This is a genomic window from Campylobacter concisus, from assembly GCF_902460535.1.
GTDB classification, from domain to species: domain Bacteria; phylum Campylobacterota; class Campylobacteria; order Campylobacterales; family Campylobacteraceae; genus Campylobacter_A; species Campylobacter_A concisus_AS.
Map to the genome: position 1 here is coordinate 170,681 of NZ_CABPTV010000008.1, position 20,672 is coordinate 191,352.

20 protein-coding genes are annotated in these 20,672 nt (G+C 39.8%); 6 read left to right on the forward strand and 14 right to left on the reverse strand.

Annotated elements, in window-relative coordinates; translation table 11 throughout:
* Window positions 1–10 precede the first annotated feature (10 nt).
* The 11 genes from FZ945_RS08100 to rpsU all read right to left on the reverse strand — a co-directional run bounded on the left by FZ945_RS08100 (window position 11) and on the right by rpsU (window position 10,572).
* Window positions 11–1,645 (reverse strand): multidrug ABC transporter permease/ATP-binding protein, encoded by a 1,635-nt coding sequence (locus FZ945_RS08100; RefSeq protein WP_148803790.1) that lies wholly within the window; start codon window positions 1,643–1,645, stop codon window positions 11–13.
* Window positions 1,645–3,009 (reverse strand): coproporphyrinogen III oxidase family protein, encoded by a 1,365-nt coding sequence (locus FZ945_RS08105; protein WP_148803792.1) that lies wholly within the window; start codon window positions 3,007–3,009, stop codon window positions 1,645–1,647. Before FZ945_RS08105 ends, FZ945_RS08100 begins: the two co-directional genes overlap by 1 nt.
* Before the next feature lie 186 nt (window positions 3,010–3,195).
* The gene (locus tag FZ945_RS08110; RefSeq protein WP_262367199.1) at window positions 3,196–4,527 is read right to left on the reverse strand and encodes a YrzE family protein; all 1,332 of its coding nucleotides are present in this window, start codon (window positions 4,525–4,527) and stop codon (window positions 3,196–3,198) included.
* A gap of 22 nt (window positions 4,528–4,549) precedes the next feature.
* Entirely contained in the window at window positions 4,550–5,341 is a 792-nt protein-coding gene (locus tag FZ945_RS08115; RefSeq protein WP_148803796.1) for a DUF2314 domain-containing protein, read from the reverse strand.
* Between the two features lie 273 nt (window positions 5,342–5,614).
* Window positions 5,615–6,112: a YajQ family cyclic di-GMP-binding protein gene (locus tag FZ945_RS08120; protein WP_148803798.1), complete on the reverse strand. Its 498-nt coding sequence runs from the start codon at window positions 6,110–6,112 to the stop codon at window positions 5,615–5,617.
* A gap of 17 nt (window positions 6,113–6,129) precedes the next feature.
* Entirely contained in the window at window positions 6,130–6,888 is a 759-nt protein-coding gene (locus FZ945_RS08125; protein ID WP_148803800.1) for a hypothetical protein, read from the reverse strand.
* Entirely contained in the window at window positions 6,888–7,823 is a 936-nt protein-coding gene (locus tag FZ945_RS08130; protein WP_148803802.1) for a D-2-hydroxyacid dehydrogenase, read from the reverse strand. Before FZ945_RS08130 ends, FZ945_RS08125 begins: the two co-directional genes overlap by 1 nt.
* A 2-nt stretch (window positions 7,824–7,825) precedes the next feature.
* Window positions 7,826–9,007, reverse strand: coding sequence for a glutathionylspermidine synthase family protein (locus FZ945_RS08135; RefSeq protein ID WP_103581497.1), 1,182 nt, complete (start codon window positions 9,005–9,007; stop codon window positions 7,826–7,828).
* 2 nt (window positions 9,008–9,009) lie between these two features.
* Complete coding sequence (locus tag FZ945_RS08140) at window positions 9,010–9,627, reverse strand: UPF0323 family lipoprotein (protein ID WP_103581498.1); 618 nt, start codon at window positions 9,625–9,627, stop codon at window positions 9,010–9,012.
* Window positions 9,624–10,256, reverse strand: a complete 633-nt coding sequence (locus FZ945_RS08145; RefSeq protein ID WP_004317981.1) for a transcriptional regulator — start codon at window positions 10,254–10,256, stop codon at window positions 9,624–9,626. The genes FZ945_RS08140 and FZ945_RS08145 overlap by 4 nt, the downstream gene beginning before the upstream one ends.
* A 103-nt stretch (window positions 10,257–10,359) precedes the next feature.
* Window positions 10,360–10,572, reverse strand: coding sequence for a 30S ribosomal protein S21 (rpsU, locus tag FZ945_RS08150; RefSeq protein ID WP_009294994.1), 213 nt, complete (start codon window positions 10,570–10,572; stop codon window positions 10,360–10,362).
* 139 nt (window positions 10,573–10,711) lie between these two features.
* Here rpsU and ccoG point away from each other — a divergent pair, with 139 nt between their 5' ends.
* The 6 genes from ccoG (at window position 10,712) to FZ945_RS08180 (ending at window position 18,716) form a co-directional block, all read left to right on the forward strand.
* Window positions 10,712–12,037: a cytochrome c oxidase accessory protein CcoG gene (gene ccoG / locus FZ945_RS08155; RefSeq protein ID WP_148803804.1), complete on the forward strand. Its 1,326-nt coding sequence runs from the start codon at window positions 10,712–10,714 to the stop codon at window positions 12,035–12,037.
* A 30-nt stretch (window positions 12,038–12,067) separates the two neighbouring features.
* Window positions 12,068–12,694, forward strand: a complete 627-nt coding sequence (locus FZ945_RS08160; protein WP_148803806.1) for a TetR/AcrR family transcriptional regulator — start codon at window positions 12,068–12,070, stop codon at window positions 12,692–12,694.
* A gap of 107 nt (window positions 12,695–12,801) precedes the next feature.
* Window positions 12,802–13,959 (forward strand): efflux RND transporter periplasmic adaptor subunit, encoded by a 1,158-nt coding sequence (locus tag FZ945_RS08165; protein ID WP_148803808.1) that lies wholly within the window; start codon window positions 12,802–12,804, stop codon window positions 13,957–13,959.
* A gap of 10 nt (window positions 13,960–13,969) precedes the next feature.
* Complete coding sequence (locus tag FZ945_RS08170) at window positions 13,970–17,095, forward strand: efflux RND transporter permease subunit (protein ID WP_148803810.1); 3,126 nt, start codon at window positions 13,970–13,972, stop codon at window positions 17,093–17,095.
* Window positions 17,085–18,467, forward strand: a complete 1,383-nt coding sequence (locus FZ945_RS08175) for an efflux transporter outer membrane subunit (protein ID WP_148803812.1) — start codon at window positions 17,085–17,087, stop codon at window positions 18,465–18,467. Before FZ945_RS08170 ends, FZ945_RS08175 begins: the two co-directional genes overlap by 11 nt.
* 21 nt (window positions 18,468–18,488) lie before the next feature.
* Window positions 18,489–18,716 carry a hypothetical protein gene (locus tag FZ945_RS08180; RefSeq protein WP_004318043.1) on the forward strand — a complete coding sequence of 76 codons (228 nt, stop codon included), beginning with the start codon at window positions 18,489–18,491 and terminating at the stop codon, window positions 18,714–18,716.
* Window positions 18,717–18,844: 128 nt separating this feature from the next.
* On the opposite strand, the gene aqpZ is transcribed toward FZ945_RS08180, so the two are convergent.
* The 3 genes from aqpZ to FZ945_RS10065 all read right to left on the reverse strand — a co-directional run.
* The gene (gene aqpZ / locus FZ945_RS08185) at window positions 18,845–19,438 is read right to left on the reverse strand and encodes an aquaporin Z (RefSeq protein WP_316246205.1); all 594 of its coding nucleotides are present in this window, start codon (window positions 19,436–19,438) and stop codon (window positions 18,845–18,847) included.
* Between the two features lie 113 nt (window positions 19,439–19,551).
* The gene (locus tag FZ945_RS08190) at window positions 19,552–19,818 is read right to left on the reverse strand and encodes a hypothetical protein (protein WP_148803814.1); all 267 of its coding nucleotides are present in this window, start codon (window positions 19,816–19,818) and stop codon (window positions 19,552–19,554) included.
* A gap of 625 nt (window positions 19,819–20,443) precedes the next feature.
* Window positions 20,444–20,672: Cdi1I family immunity protein (locus FZ945_RS10065; protein WP_222862621.1), on the reverse strand; the 229-nt coding region annotated here is incomplete at its 5' end.

A 20,672-nucleotide genomic window follows, 5' to 3' on the forward strand; every position in this document is an offset into this window, starting at 1 on the left:
AAAAATACTCTTATTTTATCTTCTCAACGGCGTCTTTTGCGGCACTTATACGCTCCGCCTCATCAAGCTCGCGCACAAAGCCATCTTTTACTAAAATGATCCTAGTCGCCACGTCAAAGTAGCTATCATCGTGGCTCACGGCGATGATGCTGATGCCTTTGCTTTGCAAAAACGGCAAAATTTCTTTGTAAAATTTACGCTTAAATAGCGGGTCTTGATCGGCCGCCCACTCATCAAGGATAAGGATAGAGCGGTGCTCCAAGATGGCTATTAGCAGGCTTAGGCGCTTTCGCTGACCGGTTGAAAGTTGCGTGGTGCTAAGCTTATTATCAACAACACTTACCTTTTTATCTATCTCAAGCAGGGCTAAAAGCTCCTCTATATCGCTTTGGCTGGCAAAGCCATCACGAGAGAGCGTTTGCGAAAATAGATAAAAATCAGCAAAAATAGCGCTTATCTTTGCCTGATAGCTTTGTAAATTTGCCTCATCTATCTTTGTACCATCAAGGTAAATTTCGCCGCTGCTTGGGCGAAGAAGGCCGCAGAGTAAATTTATAAGCGTGCTTTTGCCACTGCCATTTTTACCGATGATAAATGTTATCTCGCCGCGTTTGATCTCTAAATTTACGTTTTTTAGGCTAAATTTGCCGTGGTCGTAGTTGAAATTTATACCCTCTAGCCTGATACTTTGCCACTCGTCGCTTAGACTATCGTCAAATTTAAAGCCCTCTTTAAATTCATTTAAATTTAAACTCATGATCTTTTCCAAGCTCACCTTTGCGCTAAGTGCGGCTGGTATGGAGCCAACCATGCTCATAAATGAGCCTCTTAAAAATAGTATCGTTAGGCTGATACTAAGCGCTGTTTGCAGGCTCGCCCAGTCAAATGCCACGCATAAAAATACGCAAAGTCCGACTGAACCAAGTAGCATCACATTTGTGAAATTATCACTTAATGCGTGAAATACGTCAGCTTTTACCATGCTTTGGCGCTTCTTATCGCCTGTCAAATTTAGCTCATCAAAGCAAATTTGCGCTCTTGCTCTGTTTAGACTAAGCTCTCTGTGCCCTTCGACGATGTCGTCGTAGTGCCTTTGCAGCGCGTCATCTTGCGTCCTTGAGTCTTTGAAGTAAAAATGGATCTTTTTCATCAAAAGCGTGTTTATAAAAAGTGTCGCACCGATCCAAACGGCTAGAAATATAAAAACTTTTGGCGCGATCACGCAAAGATAGATACTCGCGCAGATGATGAAAACTAGGCTTTGTATGAAGCCAGTAGCGCTCATAAAGGCAAATGTGATCGTTTTTATGTCGTTGTTTAGACTTGCTATGATCTTTGCCTTGCCGATCTCGTTTATCACGCTATTTGGCGTGTCTAAAATTTGCTTTACGCTTTGGTATCTAAGCTCGTAGATAAATTTATGTCCAAAATTTGTAAGTGAGATGTTTGCAGCGATGGCGCTTAGAAAAAAGAGAAGTAAAACAACTATAAATTTAATCGCCACAAGAGCGTCAAATTCTTTTAAATTTACAAGTTCGTTGTTTATAAAAGAGAGCGTCCAGACGCCAAGCCCGCTAAAGGCAAGCGTCAGGATCACTATTTTGATTATTGAAAAAAGATTGCTTTTTATTAAATTTACAAGCATTACATGGCAGCACGTGGCTGGATGATGTTTTGATCAAATTTTTGCTCGGTATTTTCACTCATTATGTGAAGCACCTTGCTGCGTTTGATCTTCGCGTCATCCTTAAATATCGCGCGCACCTTGTCCATGCCAGCGTAGAAGTCGCGCATGAGCACGACGCAGATGTATTTGCCAAAAAATGTTGGCTTGATAACGCCATTTTCTTCGTAGATCGCATTTACAAGTTTTAGCAAGCTAAGCTCGACAAATAGGTCTTTGTTGATGTTTGCATTGTTTTGCTCGTTGTAGGCTTTGATATCAACGGCGCCGTCAAAAAGCCTTGTTAAAAATGTATATTTTAGTCTCTCTTTTTTGCTAAATGCGCATTTTGCGATGACTGGGCTTTGTCTTTCTTTGATCTTTCTGCCGTAGTCAAGTAGATTAAAGGCATTTATCACAAGCTCGCCGTTTAAGAAGCTAAACGCCCCGCTACCAACACCCACGTACTCTAAATTTGAGCCTACATATTCGTCGCGAAGGTCTGCGCTTTTTTCATTTGAAAACGCCCAAGCGTTGCTTTGCCTGTAGCCGCCTTTAGCAAATTCACTTACAATGATTTCGTAAAATTCGCGCTCGTTATCGACGTTTGAGACGCCTAGTGCGCGAGCGATGTTCTCTCTTGTTAGCTCTGATTTCATTAGCGGATAGAAGGTGATTTGCTGTGGAGATATTGATTTTGCAGTGTTTATGTCATTTATTAGCTGCTCTTTTGTTTGATTTGGTAGGTTAAAGATGAGATCTAGGCTGATAACTGGGATCTTGCCGATAGCCTGCTCAAGCTTTCTTTTTGTCTCTTTGGCTGAGCCAAATTTCTCGTATCTGCCAACTCTTTTTAATGTCTCGTCATCAAAGCTTTGCACGCCAACGCTTAAGCGGTTGATGAGCCCATCAAAACGGCTTAGGCTCTCTGGCGAGATGTGATTTGGGTCGCTCTCTGCTGAGACATCCTCTATGCTAAAGAGATCTTTTGCGAGTTTTAGCGTTTTTTCAAGCTCTGGCTCGTTTATAAGCGTCGTGCCACCGCCCACATAAAGCGAGTCAAAGTCAAAGCCAGCCTCTTTTATCTGCCTCATCTCCTCGCGTAAATTTTCAAAGTAAATTTTCGCAAGCTCCTGCTCGTAGTGGTACTTATGAAACGAGCAATACGGGCAAAATGTGTGACAAAATGGCACGTGAGCGTATAGCATATACTTTTTGTCTTTTTTTGGAGTTTTGGTGTAAGTCGTGTTTAAAATGTCTATGTTAAATTCGTTGTATAGCGATTTTTGTATAGAATTATGAGCGTAATTTACAGCAAAACTCTCAATGATATTTTTAAAAATCATAATTAATCGCCTTAAATAAGTTAGTTTTAATTTAGTCCATTAGGATAGCCAAATTTTAATAAATTTAGCCTTGCATTAACGTAAATTTTGAGTAAAAAATGCAATCATTTTTTAAATTTTCTATTTTTGCAAACCTGCGATTTTTACATATCTAGCTCGCTTTTGCTCTATAAATTTATGCTTAGCCTACTTTTCTTTAGCCCTTGATATGACCTTGCTTGAGTCAAGCTCAAATTTCACTCCGTCTCTTGTCTGAAGATAGTAAAATTTACCGATATTGCAAAGCGACTTCACATCATAAATTTTAACCGCTTTTTCATCTATCTCACAAGGCGTTTGCTCTTTGTCTTTTGCATCACAAAGTGAGCTTGGTAGCGCCTTTAACGCACTTTTATCCACAAGTAAAAATTTATAATCCACGTCGCCCATGTTAAAGGTTTTTGCTGTGTATTTTATAAACAAAAGCGAGTTTGAAACGATCATAAGCGAAAGTGCAGTGTAGAAAACAAATGAAAAATCCCTTGTCTCTTTGATGCTAGAAGCGCCCAGTATAAAAGAGAGCATGAACGAGCAAAAGAGTATCCAAAGTGCCAAAAGTCCGCCATTTTTTAAGATAATAACTGAAATTATAAAGAGTAAAATCATGAGAAATGACAGAAGATAGATGATAAATTTTGATCTATCTTTAAAGAAAACTGCCAAATTTACTCCAACGTAGGAAAGTAAAAACATCGACAAGATAGTGCTCCAGCCGTAGTTTAGCTTGTAGCCTGCAAAGGCCAAAATAGCAAAAGAGATGAGCGTTAAAATGTAGATGAAATTTGAGTTATAAAAAAATAGAAATTTTGGCTTTTTAAATTTATGCTTTTTATCGTCGTTTTGGTACAAAAATGAGACAAAAACGAGGACCAATATCTCAAAAACAGTGATAAATGCGGTTGCGCAAAATAGCAAGATGCCTGTAAATATCATCTCCGAGCTATCTAAACTCGGAAAATATCGGGTCTCAAAACCAAAATATAAAAAGTAGCAAAGCACGCTGATGATAGGCACTATGAAATTTGAGTGTTTGAAGAAATTTGCGACGCACTCTTTTATAAAATTTGCCTTTAAATTTGCCGAGTGCTCGCCCAAATGGCTCTCGAAAAACGAGTTTAAAAGTAGGTCGTTTTTGACCTTTTCAAGCTCCTCTGGCTCTCTTGAGAGCGCCCTTTTGTAAATTTCGTAGTTTTGCTCGCCAAAGTCTTTTGCGATCTCATCTTTGATATCTAAAATAACAAGAGTGATCTGCTCTTTTATCTCGCCGAGCCTTTTTGAAACTTCATTAAAATTTGTCCTATTTAGCCTATCAAAAAGGTCGTTTTCTTCGTTTAAAAGAGCGATCAAACGCGCTTGTTTGCTGCTTCTTATCTCGCAGTTTGAAAAATTTGCCTTTAAGAAATTTACAAATTTTCTAGCGTTTTTAACACTCTCATCTTTTTCATCTAAAATGTCTTGATAACTCAAAATTTTACCCATCCTATTAAATTTACAAATTTAACTACCTAAGCACCTTTGCGATGTGCTCCCAACCCAAATTTTCAGCAAAGTCAGCCGCTGTTTTGCCACTTTTCGTGCGGGCATTTTTATCAGCGCCGTATTTTAGCAAGAGATTTATAAGGTTTAAATTTCCAGCGATCGCCTCGTGGTGAAGCTGCGTATATCCAAACTCATCGGCGTCTGTGGCTACGCTTGGGTGCTCTTTTGCGTAGTTTTCAAACTGCTCGGTCATATTTTTACTCATCGGATGTTCTATCAAATTTTCTGGGTGCTCTTTTTGCTCGAAAACTACTAATATATCGTTATAATCGCCAAAATCAAGCCCCCAAGCCGCATCATGCTCGGCTAGCTCATCTTTTTGCATACGTGAACGCATCGCCTGCACGCTAAATCCGCCGTATGCGCGCCCGCCAATAGCAAAGAGCCAGTCGCTCATTTCTTCTATCTTCGCGCTTACTTGATCTCCGACTTTCACGTTTTGCACTGTGTCTGGCTCATTTACGAGCGTGCCATAGATAGTTTCGCCGTCAAATTCAACGTCATTTACCCACATGTACTCGCCAACTTCCTCGCCGTTTATGGTGTCAATAAAGCAAATTTTTACCATCGCATAGTCAAGCCCTGGCACGATCCTGCGGCGCTCCCAGTAAAGCTCACGCCAAAAATATCTAAAGCTCTCACGAGCTTGCTCAAATGCACGCTGCATGTAGTCTTCGTCGCTACTTACAAAATAGATCGGCATTTGCTCGCCAAGATCGATTTGCTTGCCAAAAATTTTCTTAAAAAAACTCATTTTTTGTCCTTTGTGAAATAAATTTAAGTGTAAATTTACAAAAAACTGCCAAATTTAGGCTAAATAGCTAAATTTTAAATGAAAAATTTAGTGGCAGTTTCGCAAAATTAGGCGAGTCGATTTCAAAAATTTAGCCTGCCAACTTACCAAATTTAAACAAAAATATCGTGAGATGGATTTAAATGTTGCGACGAAAAATCAAGCATGCGCTAGGCATATAGCCTGCGGAGCGAGAATTTTTCTAGCTCATTTAAAGGCACTCGCGAGAAGCTGTTATTTTAGGTTTTTAAAGCTTATCGGAAGTTCTAGGCTTAACCCCCTAACGAGCTTTATACACTCCTGCAGATCATCTATGCTTTTGCTTGTCACTCTGATCTCTTCGCCCCTGATCTGTGCGCTCACCTTGATCTTTGAGTCTTTGATCGCTTTGGTGATCTTTTTTGAGTTTTCGCCGTCAAGCGTATCGTTTAACTTTAGCGTCGCCTTTAAATTTCCACCGCTCGCTGGCTCTCTTTTTGTCTCTGTGATCGCAACTGGTGGGATGTTGCGCTTGATGAGCTTTGAGATCACTATATCTTTTAGCGCATCGATCTTGTTATCGCTTGAGCTAAGAAGCGTGATAAATTTCTCTTTTTCATTTAGCTCAACTTCGGCCACAAGACCTTTAAAGTCATACCTAGCTGCGATCTCTTTTTTCGCTGTCTCAAGAGCGTTTTTAACCTCCATCATATCGACCTCAGCACTTATATCAAAGCTGTGTTCGGTTGCCATTTTTATCCTTTCAAAATTTATTTAAATAGCCCTTTGATCTTCTCAAAAATCGACTTTTTGCCAGTCTCTTCTTGCTCTACTGCCTCTCTAATCTGCTGCACAGCAGTCTGTGCATAAATGATAGCTCCCTTTGGATCGCAGTTAAAGAGATTTGAATATGAGCTTGATTTGTTTAGATCAAGTGGATTTGGCTCCACGACCTCAGTGGCCTCGAGCAGGCCTATTTCTAGCTCGTATGCGTAGTTTAGCGCATCTAAAAATGCAGGTAAATTTTGAGCGTAAAAGCCATCAATCGCCTCTTTTATCTCGCCATCTGCTTCATAGTCAGCCTTTAGTTTAGCTACGTTTTTAGCGTTTACATAAGCGCCACAACAGTAGTTTTCGGTGATCTCATTATAAATTTCACCACCAAATTTATCCAAAAAATCGCTTGGTAAAATTTCTCGCCAGTTGCTGATATATTTTTTAAATTTCTCATTTTGCCGCGCCAAAGAGCTTAGCGATGTGCCCCGAGTGTAGAAATACTTTCTAAAAAATCCTTGCGTGACGGCGATACAAAAGCCGTGAGTTTTGTTAAAAATTTCATCGTCTTTATATTGCAGTGCAGCGTTTAGTGTATCTTTGTACTTTTGGGCGTAAAATTCCTCTACGCCAGCCTTTGTTGCAAGTGACAAAACCTCGTCAAATTTACTGGCCCTTGTGAGCTCAAGTGCTTCAAAATACCACTTTGAAATTTCATCTTCACTAATGGCGTGATAGCTTATGTCATAGCCCATTATCTGCTCTCATTTATGAAATTTTCGATGTTTGCGACGATGTTTGCGATGAGTGTTTTTCTAGCCTCCAAGCTGCCCCATGCTACGTGCGGCGTGATGAGTAAATTTTCTTTGTTTTTTACATTTAAAAATGGGCTATTTTCGCTCATTGGCTCGCTTTCTAAAACATCCGTGCCAAAGCGTAAATTTCTCTCATCTATCGCCCTTGCCATCGCCGCTTCATCCACTATGCCGCCACGCCCTAAATTTAGCACTATCGCCTCATCTTTTAGTAAATTTATCTCGTTTATGCCTAGCAAATTTCTAGTCTTTTCATTTAGCGGTGCGTGGATGCTGATGATGTCGCTGCTTCTTAGTAGCTCATCTAAGCTTTTTTGCGCAAATTCACTATTTTTATTTGCCCCGCTTGTCGAGTAGTAGCTCACGTTTGCGCCAAATGCACGTGCTGCCGCCGCCACACCGCGTCCTATCTCGCCAAGTCCGATGATGCCAAATTCTTTGCCAGCGATCTCGCTGATATCTGCGCCAAGATAGGTGAAAATTTCACTCTTCACCCACTCGCCACTTTTTACGTAGTGATCGTAAAATTTGATGCGATTTGTTAGCTCAAAAAGCAAGGCAAATGTGTGCTGAACGACGCTTGCAGTTGAGTAGCCAGCGACGTTTTTCACAGCTATATTTTTAGCTTTTGCATGCTCTAGATCGACATTATTCATCCCAGTTGCGCTTATGCAGATGAGCTTTAAATTTAGCGCGTCCATCACGGCTTTGTCGATGACGACCTTGTTTGTGATGACGATATCAATGCCCTTTAGACGTGGCACGACCTCATCGCTCTTAGTCTTTTGGTAGCTGATAAACTCTCCAAATTTCTTAAAAACACTAAGATCTACGTTTTCTCCAAGCGTTGCCGCGTCTAAACAAACGATCTTCATCTTTAATCCTTAATAAAATGTCCTACAAATTTAGAGTAGTTATTTAAAATTTTACCGCCTTTTCTATATCCAAGTGCGCACGCCTCATAAGCGTAAAATACCCCTGCTTGGTAGCTCTCGCCCCTCTCATCTTGGTTAAACTCGTAAAATTCTTGATAGATGGCTTTGTTTGAGTCGTATTCGCCATCACTGCTTGCTATTTGTGCGCCGTTTTCATCGTATATCGAGACGTTTGCACCTTCTCTGCCAAATACCGGCTTTTTCACATATTTTTTGCCTTTTAGTGGCTCATTTGAAGTCTCAAGCAAGAGCGGGTGATTAGGATATAGATCCCAAAGGATTTTTAAGATCCCTTTACTTTGGAAAAGCAGCGTGTAGGCTGGATTTATGATGATAGCTTTTTGATTTTTTACGATGTTTGAAAGTATCAAAGCCAGCTCGCCCTCATCGATCGCTATGCTCTCCCAAGGGACAAGCTTGAACCAGTACTCGAAATTTTCATCGCCTTTAAAAATGCCCTCATTATCGTCAAAAACGACCTCATCAACGTAGGCAAAGTCTGTTACAAAACCAGCCTCTTTTGCGATGTATTGCAGTAGTTTTACGGTTTGCTCGTCCTCGATACTACCTGCGATGCTGCTAAATAGTATCCCCCAGCCCTCGTAAAGCTCATCAAAGTCCGCATCCTCGTCGCCAAGCGTGATAAGGCGTTTGAAATTTTGCTTTAGCGACTCGTAAAGGTCGTTAAACTGGGCTGCTTCGTCCATGTGATTTAGCTTTAGCATAGCCCACTGGATGATCGCCGTCTCAAAAACTGCCGTTGGCGTGTCGGCGTTAAACTCAATGAGCTTTATAGGCTTACCATCAAGCCCTCCAGCTAGGTCAAACCTGCCGTAAAGGTGCCAATGAACGTCATTTTCCCAGCTATTTTTTATGATATCAACAAGGTTAAATGGTATGCCTATCTCGTGAAAAAGATTGTTGTCGATCACGTGCTGAGCGGCATTTACATACATATCATATAGCTCATTTGCAGCCTCATAGTAGGCATTTGCCTCTTTTTCGCTTACTTGCACGATCTCATCTGCGATATACGAGCTGTTGTCGTTATCTGTGTGCCATGCAAAGCCGATTTTTTCCATAAATTCGTTATTTAATGGGGTGATTTTTCTTAAATTTATCATTTTCAGCCTCCAAAGCTTGATGAGCCAGAGCTTGACTTTGAGCCACCACCGAAAAATCCACTCTTGCCACCGCTGCTTCTTGCAGCAGAATTTGCCGCTTTTTGCTTGTTAAAGCTATCCACACTTCTTGTGTAGGCACTTGGATTTTTATATGTGCTTTGGCGATTTGCTTGGAAATTTTGGTTGCCAAAGAGCTTACTGCCTATCCAGCTACCAAGTATCGCGCCAGCTGCTGAGGCAAGGATCGTCTCGCCAAGGCTTAGACCGCCACTACTTAGCTGTGCGTCGCTAGTTCTTGTCAAATTTGAAGTGTTGTTGTCGATCTTTGCGTTTGCTTGAGCTAGAAGCTTGTCGATCTCATCTTTGCTTAGCACACGCTCAGTGCCGTTCATATCTTTTAGCACGACCCTAGTTTCGGTGCTTGGATACTCTTCTAAGATTTTATAAACGCCAGGCGCGCTCTCTTCGATGATGACAAAGGCTCCGTTTTTTTGCGCAACTTCGTTTAGTGCATTTTCATTGCCGCCATCGTCGCTCCCACAACCTGCAAGTCCAGCCATTATAATGGCACCAAATCCCCCAACCGCAGCATAAGTTGCTATCTTTTTAATGTGTTTCATATCTCTCCTATCAACTCTTTTAAATTTTTATGTCTTCTAACAAGTATCACGCCGCGTTTAAATTTGATAAATTTGGAGTGATGTATCGCTTTTATTATCTTTTCACTGATCTTTTTTGTCGCTTTTGGCTTTAAATTTAACTCCTTTAGATATTCGCTTAAATTTATCCATTTTGACTCGTCCTCTATCTGCGCATCTATCGCCACTTCGCTTGCGGCACTTTCATTTTTAGGTGCTAAAAGTGGTCTTTGCATAGCATTTAGAAACTGCATGAGCTTCTCGTCCCTGTCCTTGTAAATTTGCAAAATTTCATTTTTGCGCTCGATGAGCATCTGCTCTTTTTCTTTAAAAAGCCTATCTTTATCGGCTTGTAAGTTTAAATTTAAGCTCTTTAGCTCATTTAGCTCATTTAACAAATAGCTTACAAACTCGTCGTTTTGGGATTTAGTTTTTGTGCTTTTTGGGGCGGTTTTTGTGGGTTTTTCGCTACTTGGCTCCTCGTCAAGGATGACAAATTTTGTGCCATTTTCAATGACCGTTTTTAACGAGCCTCGGCGGATTCTATTATAGACTGCTTCTTTTGTTATGCCTAAAATTTCTGCAGCTTCATTTACAGCTAGCTTTTGCATCGGATTTCCGTTTAAAATAAAATAAAAAAATTGCTTTGATTATAAAAAAATAAGGCTAAAAGAAGAGTTAAACAAAGAGAGCAAAGCCCTCTTTGTCTTGGTTTTAGAGTCTTGACTCGTAGCGTCTAAGCATATAAAGACGTTTAAGCATTTTCTTGCGAGCTGCAATTTTTTGTTTCTTGCGGATCTCAGTTTTAGGCTCAAAAAAGCGTCTAGCTCTTGCTTCAGTAACGACTAAATTACGGTCAGTTTGTTTTTTAAACTTCCTGTAACCCTCGTCAAATGACTCGTTAGGATGTACCTTAATACCAGGCAACGTCCTCACCACCTTTCAGATTAAAATAAGCCGTGAGTATAATTTAACTTTCATAAATTTAAGCTTTTAGGCAAATTTATTTAATGCACTTTTAATACCCCAAAGCCTATAATCAACAAAATTTTAAAAAAGGTTTATTATGTCTAAAAATTTAAATTTTACCTACGCCAAGAGGCGTTACATTTTTTTTGCCTGTATCACGTTATTTGTATTTATTTTGCCATTTATCAGGATAAATGACGCGCAGCTATTTTTGCTGAGCTTTGATAAGAGCAGGGTTGATCTATTTTTTACAAAATTTGATATGCAAGAGCTGTATTTGATGCCGTTTTTGTTTATCACTTTGTTTTTGACTATATTTTTTCTAACGACGCTTGCAGGGCGCGTCTGGTGCGGTTGGAGCTGTCCGCAGACCATTTTTAGAGCGGTCTTTCGTGACCTTTTGCAGACTAAAATTTTAAAGATCAGAAAAAATATCCAAAACAAACAAAATGAGCCACAAGGTCAAATTTTTAAGCGTGCATTAGCAGTTGGAATTTGGTGCGTTTTAGCCCTTATCATAGCTGCAAATTTTATGTGGTTTTTTGTGCCGCCATTTGAGTTTTTAGCCTATATAAGCGAGCCAAGCGAACATAAAATTTTACTTGCATTTTGGCTTGGCATAGCGGCTTGGCTAGTCTATGACGTGGTCATTTTAAAAGAAAATTTCTGCGTCTATGTCTGCCCGTATGCGAGGGTGCAGTCAGTTATGTTTGATAGCGACACGATACAAGTTATATATAATCAAAAACGAGGCGGCGTCATATATGATGGCAAAGAGAAATTTAAAAAGCCAAAAGAAGCAGGCGCGCTTTGTACTGGGTGCGAAGCCTGCGTGAGGATATGCCCAACGCATATAGATATAAGAAAGGGTATGCAGCTTGAGTGCATAAACTGCCTTGAATGCCATGACGCGTGCAGCAAGGTGATGGGGCACTTTAACGAGAGCTCGCTTATAGAGTGGAGAAGTATAAATTCTATAAAAGAGCAAAAAAAGGTCAAAATTTTACGCTTTAGAACGGTGGCCTATCTTGTCATCCTCTCTTGCGTGCTTGCAGCTGGCTTTTTTATGAGTGGTAAGAAAGAAAATATGCTACTAAATATCAATAGAACTAGCGAGCTTTACAAGGTTTTAGAGCAAGGTGAAGTTGAAAATTCTTATGTATTTTTAGTGCAAAATACCCAAAATAAAGAGCATACATTTTTCTTTGAGATAGATGATAAAAGCATAGAAATTTCGCGTCCAAATAAGCCTTTTACGCTAAAAGCTGGCGCAAAACAAAAGGTCATCGTCACGCTAAGATCAAAAAATGAAAACACGAGCGAAAAAGATCTTTTAAAACATATAAATATAAGAGCTTACGCCACTGACGAGCCAGCTATCAGCGTGCAAAGGCAGAGCACTTTTATCTATCCTAAAAGATGATAAAATGGCGAAAATTTAGCGGGAAGTAAAATGGCGATATCAGAAAAAGGCAAAAAAAGATACGAACTCATCGTAAAAACGGCACTTGATCTATTTTTAAAAAATGGCTACGAAAAGACGAGCCTTAGCGATATCGTGGCGATAAGTGGCGGCTCACTTGCTAGCATTTACACATTTTTTGAGAGCAAAGAGGGGCTTTTTCAAGCGATCATCGAGCAAGAGATAGATGCGCTTATAAAAGAGGTCGATGAGAGGATAGATCTTAAAATTTCTCACAGCTTGGAGGAGTTTTTAACCAAATTTGCAACCATTATTTTTTCTATCATCTGCACCAAGAAAAATATCTCACTTGGCAGGATAATGATGAGTGAGGGCCCTAAAAATGGCGGCAAACTTGGTAGGACATTCTTAGATCAAATTTTAAACAAGGTCGACCTTGTGCTTATAAATTTCTTTGAAAGAAATGAGATAAAATCACAGCTAAATCCAAAATTCCCAGCCAAATTTATCACGAAGTGTTTTAAACAATGTGTTATCGGGCTTTGCTACTATGATTCGCTTATGTTAAACGAGGAGCCAAAACTAAGCAAAAAAGAGCGTGAAGAGCACGTTGCTTTGTGCGTGGAGCTATTTTTAAATGGCATCATTAAAAAGTAGAATTGACTTTTAATTTATATTTAGTTATAGTCAGTGACTTTTATAATTTGTAATGAAAATTACAAAACTAAACTTGGGATTAAAATTTAAAATTAAGAGAGGTTTTTATGTTGAAATTTAAAAGTTTTCTTGTGCTTTCAGCTGCCGTTTTTTTGCTTTCTGGCTGCTTTGAAAGTGGCGACAAAAAGGCTGCTGCAGGCCGCCAGATGCCAACATCTCATGTTGATATATTTGTGGCTAAAAAGGCGGATGTGCCTATTAGCTTTGACTACACAGCCACGGTTACTAGCAACCAAGATGTCATCATCTATCCAAAGGTTGGCGGCACGATCATAAAGCAGTTTTTTAAGCCAGGCGATAAGGTAAAAGCTGGAGAGAAGCTATTTCTCATAGATCCAGAGAAATATCAAGCTAGCTACGACTCACTTGATGCAGCTGTCGGCGTTGCAAATGCAAATTTAAAAAATGCTGAGACTGAGTTTAAAAGAATTTCCGCCCTTTATAAGAAAAATGCAGTCTCTCAAAAAGACTACGACGCAGCCGTTGCAGCTTACGACATAGCAAATGCAAATTTAGTAAGCGCAAAAGCGAATTTAAAAAGTGCAAAAATAGATCTAGGCTACACAAGCATAGTGGCTCCATTTGACGGCGTAGTGGGCGATAACCTAGTAGATGTTGGCTCACTTGTCATAGCAAGCCAAACTCAGCTTGTAAGACTAACTAAGATAAATCCAATCGAAGCTGACTTTTACATCGCAGACGTGGATAATCTAAGCAGAAAAGCAAATTTAGATAGTGGCGCTTGGCAGCAACTAAATAGCGAGGCTGTTTTAAATTTAAACAATGAAGATTTCACTGGCAAAGTGACATTTATAGATAATGTCGTAAATACCGCAACTGGCAGCGTTTTGGCAAAGGCTAGCTTTGATAACAGCGAGGGTAAAATTTTACCAGGTGCGTTTGGTCATATAAAGATGAGTGGATTTGTTCAAAAAAATGCCTTTAATATCCCACAAGTCGCCCTTCAGCAAAGCGCTACAAACACTTATGTTTTAGTCGTAAAAGATGGCAAAGTAGGCCAAAAAAATGTAAAAACTAGCTACCAAACAAAAGATATGGTCGTAGTGACTGAGGGTCTTGAAGAGGGCGATAAGATAATAGTTAATAACTTCCTTAAAATCGGAGTTGGCGCACCAGTTGAAACTGACAAAGACCTAAGCGCAAATTTCTTAAACAAAGATGCAAACGCTACAAGTAGCAAGTAAAGGCAGATAGATGTTTTCAAGATTTTTCATAAACCGCCCGATATTTGCAACTGTTATATCTATCATCATAGTTATAGCAGGTTTTATGGGTATCAAAGGGCTTCCAATAGAAGAGTATCCAAGTCTTACTCCGCCTACTGTCTCTGTAACTGCGACATATAGCGGTGCTGACGCGCAGACTATCGCTGACTCAGTCGCAAATGCCATTGAAGATCAGATAAATGGTGTTGAAAATATGCTTTATATGCAAAGCACCTCAAGCTCTGCAGGTACTATGAATATAAGTGTATATTTTAAGATCGGCTCATCATCAAAACAAGCTACGATAGATGTAAATAACCGCGTACAAGCTGCCCTTTCAAGACTGCCTCAAGAGGTGCAAAGCATGGGTGTAACGGTGCGCGAAAGAAGTGGCTCGATCCTTCAAGTAGTTGGCTTTACAAATCCAAATATGAACCAAGTTGAGCTATATAACTACGTAAATTTAAATATCGCTGATGCGATCAAAAGGGTAAATGGTATCGGCGATACAGTGCTAATTGGCAACAAAGAGTACTCGATGAGAATTTGGCTAAAGCCAGACAAGCTTGCTCAGTTTAAACTAACTCCAAGCGACGTCATCTCACAAGTAAAAATTCAAAACTCACAATACGCCGCTGGCAAGATCGGCGAGCAGCCATCAAAAGGTGAAAATCCTTATGTCTATTCTGTAGTTTCTGAAGGACGTTTTAAAGATCCAAAGCAGTTTGGTGAAATTTTGATAAAAAGTGAAGATGGCACAGTCGTCAAGCTAAAAGAGGTCGCCACAGTCGAGCTTGGAGCTGCTAGCTACGCATCTGAAGCTATGCTAAATGGCAAGCCAGCAGTGCCACTTTTGCTATTTTTGCAAAACGACGCAAACGCACTAGCAACTGCTGAAGCGGTCAAAGCAAAGCTTGAAGAGCTAAAGAAAACCTATCCAGTTGGCCTAGAGCACACGATAGCTTACAATCCAACTGAATTTATCACCGTCTCAATAGACGAAGTTATAAAAACTTTCATAGAAGCGATGGTACTAGTTCTTATCGTAATGTACTTTTTCTTAAAGAGCTTTAGAGCTACCATCATACCAATGCTTGCCGTGCCAGTATCTATCATAGGCACATTTGGCGGTCTTTATGTTATGGGCTTTAGTATAAATTTGATCACACTTTTTGCCCTGATCCTAGCCATCGGTATCGTCGTAGATGACGCGATCATAGTTATAGAAAACGTTGAAAGAATTTTGCATGAAGATAAAGAGATAAGCGTAAAATACGCCACGTTTAAGGCGATGGAGGAGGTACAAACCCCAGTCATCTCTATCGTGCTCGTGCTTTGCGCGGTTTTCGTGCCAGTTTCATTTATGGAGGGCTTTGTCGGCGTTATACAAAAGCAGTTTGCGCTAACACTTGTTGTCGCCGTTTGTATCTCAGGCTTTGTCGCTCTTACTCTTACGCCAGCGCTTTGTGCGGTTATGCTTAAAAAACAAGAGAACAAGCCATTTTGGATAGTTCAGAAATTTAACGACTTTTTTGACTTTAGCACTAGGCTCTTTACAGCAGGCGTGGCAAAAATTTTAAAACACGTCATCATTAGCTTTATAGTCATTGGCATAATGGGATTTGCGACGTATGGCCTTTTTCAAAAGGTGCCAAAAGGGCTTGTGCCTTCAGAAGATAAGGGCGCTTTGTTAGTTATCACCTCGCTTCCACCTTCAACAAATATGCTAAAGACCAAAGAAGAGGTAAAATCTATTAGTAACGCCATTTTGAGCAACCCAAATGTCGAATTTACCATGGGATTTGCAGGCTATGATATGCTAGCTAGCTCGCTTAGAGAAAACTCAGCCATCAGCTTTGTCAAGCTAAAAGACTGGAATGAAAGAAAAGGTGCAACGGACGGTGCAGATGCCTTAGTAGGTCAGTTTAATGGCATGCTTTGGGGTTCAAAAAACTCAATGACTTTTGTCATAAATGTGCCACCTATCATGGGTCTATCAATGACTGGCGGCTTTGAGATGTATCTACAAAATAAGAGCGGCAAGAGCTACAACGAGATAGAAGCGGATGCTAGAAAGGTAACTGCAGCTGCAAACGCAAGACCTGAGCTAACTGGCGTAAGAACGACGCTTGAGACAAACTACCGCCAGTTTAAGATAACAGTTGATAAAGAAAAGGCAAGGCTATTTGGCGTAAGCGAGAGCGAAATTTTTAGCACGATAGCAGCTAGCTTTGGCTCTTACTACATAAACGACTTCAACCTTGCGGGTAAATCATACCGCGTATATGCAAGAGCAAGCGATAACTTTAGAAACAACCCCGAGGATCTAAGAAAAATTTTCGTCCGCTCAAAAGATGGCGGCATGGTGCCACTAAATTCAGTAGCGACGCTCACAAGATTGATCGGACCTGATATCGTTGATAGATTTAACCTCTTCCCTGCGGCGAAGATCATGGGCGATCCAAAACCTGGCTACACATCAGGCGATGCCATAAGAGCGATACAAGAGGTCGTAAATGACACACTAAGTAGTGATGAGTACGCTATAAGCTGGGCTGGAACAGCGTATCAAGAGGTAAATTCTCAAGGAACAGGCACGGTCGCCTTTATCTTTGGTATGATCTTTGTCTTTTTGATCCTTGCTGCGCAGTACGAAAGATGGCTCATCCCACTTGCAGTCATCACTGCCGTGCCGTTTGCAGTATTTGGCTCGTTGCTAGCTGTTTGGTTAAGAGGGCTAACAAATGATATCTACTTTGAGATCGGACTCTTGCTACTCATCGGTCTAGCTGCCAAGAACGCCATTTTGATCGTAGAATTTGCTATGCAAGAGCGCGAGAGTGGAAAGAGCATATTTGAATCAGCTGTAAATGCGGCCAAACTTCGCTTTAGACCTATAGTAATGACCTCGATCGCATTTACTCTAGGCGTTTTCCCGATGGTTATAAGCACAGGCGCAGGCGCTGCATCTCGCCACTCACTAGGAACTGGCGTGGTTGGCGGTATGATCGCATCAACAACGATAGCGATATTTTTCGTGCCTATGTTTTACTATTTGCTTGAAAATTTAAATGAAAAATACTGGAAAAAGGGAGCAAAAAAAGATGAAAAATAAGGCGTTTATACTTATAACAGCGGCGTTTTTGGCTGGTTGCTCGTTTCGCCCAGATATGCCAAATGTGGATACAAATTTTACCTCAACATACACTTTCGAGACAAGCGATGTAAGAGATCTTTGGTGGAAAGAATTTCACGATGAAAATTTGAATGTTCTTGTTGAAAGTGCGCTTGAGAAAAATACAAATTTACGCATCGCATATTTAAATTTAGAAAAAGCAAAGGCAAGCCTTGGTGTTGCTGAGGCTAGCTTGCTCCCTGGGGTAAATTTAAATGTAAGTTATACCAAAGCAAAAACCAGTGGTGAAACTTACACTGGGCAGCCTCAAACACGCTATAGAAGCTCGAGCATAAACTTAGGGCTAAACTACGAGATAGACCTTTGGGGTAGAGTGCGAAATAGCGTGCTTGCAGCTAATGAAAGCTTAAATGCTAGCAAATTTGACTACGATAGCGCCAGACTAAGCCTTAGCTCAAGTGTGGCAAAAAGCTACTTTGCTCTAGTGTCGCTAAACATGCAAGAAGCGGTGCTAAAAGTGACACTAAAAACCTACGAAGATACGCTAGCGCTTCGCAAGACGCAGCTTGATCTTGGTGGCATAAATGAGATGACCTATCTGCAAAGTAAAGCTGAAGTAGAAAGGGCAAAGACTAGCCTAACTTCAGTGCTAAACTCAAAGTCGCAAGCGCTAACCTCGCTAGCCATCCTAACTGGAAAGAGCAATGATGAAATTTTAAAAGGAGCCGTTGCTAGTGCGCAAAATTTACCAAGTTCGCCTGAGATAAAGGCTGGCATCAGCTCAGATGTCTTACTTAGAAGAAGTGACGTGGCAAAGGCGCTAGCAGATCTAAAAGCTACAAATGCTCTTGTTGGCGTGGCAAAGGCTGATTATTTCCCTACGATCTCACTCACTGGGCTTTTAGGCTTTACGAGTGTTGATTTTGAAAATATATTTGTAGGAAACGCCAACACTTGGAGCATAGGCGGTTCTTTAGTTCAGAAGATCTTTGACTATGGCAGAACAAAAAACAATGTCCGAGTTGCTGAGACAAACGAGCAAATCGCGGCCGTCACTTATGAAGCGACTGTTAGATCAGCCCTTGGTGAGGTTAGAGATGCCCTTATATCAAGGCAAAACGCAAAGCTCTCTTTGGATCAGGTGAAAAATTTGCTACAATCGCAGCAAAAAATTTATTCGCTTGCTAAAGATCAGTATAACGCTGGCTATATCGGTCACTTAGAGCTTCTTGATGCACAGAGAAATTTGCTTCAAGCAAAGCTTCAAGATATCTCAGCTAAGCTTGATGAGGTAGATAGCGCCGTTGAAGTTTATAGAGCACTTGGCGGCGGATTTAAGGTAGATAAATAAACTCAAAAAGGAGAAAAGTTGATGACTAAGATTTTAAATTTTTTATTTTCTTGGGGATTTTTTGTTTTTGCTATCGCTCTTGGCGTAGCATTATGGTTTGCGATAAATTACGTGGATACCATTAGGCTTGAGTCAAGCTTTTATGATATCGGCGAGATATTTATGATGGCAGCTGTCTTTGGTATCGTTTTTTACCTTATCGCAGCGATATTTGTTATACCTATTAGGGCGATGACAAAAAAGGCCTAAATCCTCTTTTCATCTAAGAATTAAATTTCTTAGATGATCCCTCAAAATACATTATAAATTTCTTTTTACTTATTTAAATTTGAAAGAGTAGAAAGGGCGAAAATCGCCCCTTGAAGCATAAAAATTGATTATTTTGCGCTTTTGCAGCCGCATGTGCAGCCTAAGATCCTATAAATGATAGCTCCGATGATAGCTCCAATGATAGGTGCAACCCAGAAAAGCCAAAGCTGCTCTAACGCCCAAGTGCCTTGGAATATTGCAACGCCAGTTGAGCGAGCTGGATTAACCGATGTATTTGTGATAGGTATCGAGATAAGGTGTATCAGCGTCAAGCCAAGGCCAATAGCGATCGGTGCAAAGCCTTTTGGAGCACGCTCATCAGTCGCACCTAGGATGATGATAAGGAAAAACGCAGTTAGAACGACCTCTGCAACTAGCGCTGAGACTAGATTGTAGCCATTTGGTGAGTGCTCGCCATATCCGTTACTAGCAAAACAGCTCGCAGTAGCGTCAAATCCAGCCTTGCCTGAAGCGATAAGATATAGCACGCCAGCAGCTGCGATCGCTCCGATAACTTGCGCGATGACGTAAGGCACGAAGTCTTTTTTATCAAATCTTCCGCCAACTAGCAAGCCAACTGAGACAGCAGGGTTGAAGTGACCGCCACTGATGTGACCAACTGCGTAAGCCATCGTAAGGACTATAAGAACAAATATTTTTATGTAATTTCAATTACTATCGCTTCTCTTTTATTTTTACACATCCAACTATAACTTTTGTCCTTCAATTTTTAAGTGACTCGCTAAACAAGTAATCTACTAATTTTCATTAGCTGCTATGCAATCAACCACTCATCTTTTTTTACGCCAAATTCAAATTCTGCTTGCCCAAAGGCATCTTCTAAAGTCTCATGATACGTATCTGCCTGCTCTTCTCCAAATTTGTCAAAATAAAGCAAATAATATCCTTCATTGTCACTATACTTGACAATACTTAGTGCAAATGGCTTTGGCAAAAGAGTGCTGCCAGAATAGTGAATTGTTTTTGACATTTGCCCCAATTGCGCATTGTCCTTTAAATAAATCTTATAAAGTTCTCTCATTTTTCACTATCCCTAATAATTTCTACAGCCGTATTTTTATTATTTTTCCACCACTTTAAGTATAAATTTAGCCTATCAATGCTTGTCATCGCTTAAAATTTACCCTCATCTAGTTTTATATAGCACCTTCCTAGAAATAGTAAATGCAAGGAAGTAAATTTATTGATTTTTACCAATACTATATTACTAAACTTTATGTTCAGCTATCAAGTTCGCATCTTCATCAAAGTCATTAATGGAATAACCTAATAAATTTAGTAAATTTACAGAACTTATAATTATCTTATTCCAAATTTCTGGCATTTCATATAAATCTGTATCCGTATTATTATTTTTACAAATAGTATCAAGTTTATTTTTATATTCTTTTATAGCTAGGAGCTCATTATTATCAAATAAATACTTATTTTCTGGCCTTTGTATAAGTTCTAATGGATTAATTATCTCATTTACTAATTCATCACCCCAAGTATATTTATCAGTAGTAGCATTGTCTATATATTTTTTTGATACTCAGTAGAAGCTAATTCAAATAGCCTTTCTAATAATATTTTTTTTAGTTGATACATTTTTATTTTCCCATAATAGAATTAAGATTTCCGTAAACTCGATTTCATTATTTTGTTTACCAGTTTATTTTTCCTACACCATTGTATGTAAAAAACTGTGTGCTAGTATCCTGAGCAGGCTCTAAACCGCAATAATAAAACTTTGTATTTAATGCATTTGCCATTTTCTTGCAAAAATCAATAAAATTTTGTAAGGGAATTTTATTTGCTTCATTAAAATCAAAAGATAATGTTAGTTCGTTTTCATCATTATATATTAGAATATATAGTTCAAAAAATTCAAAT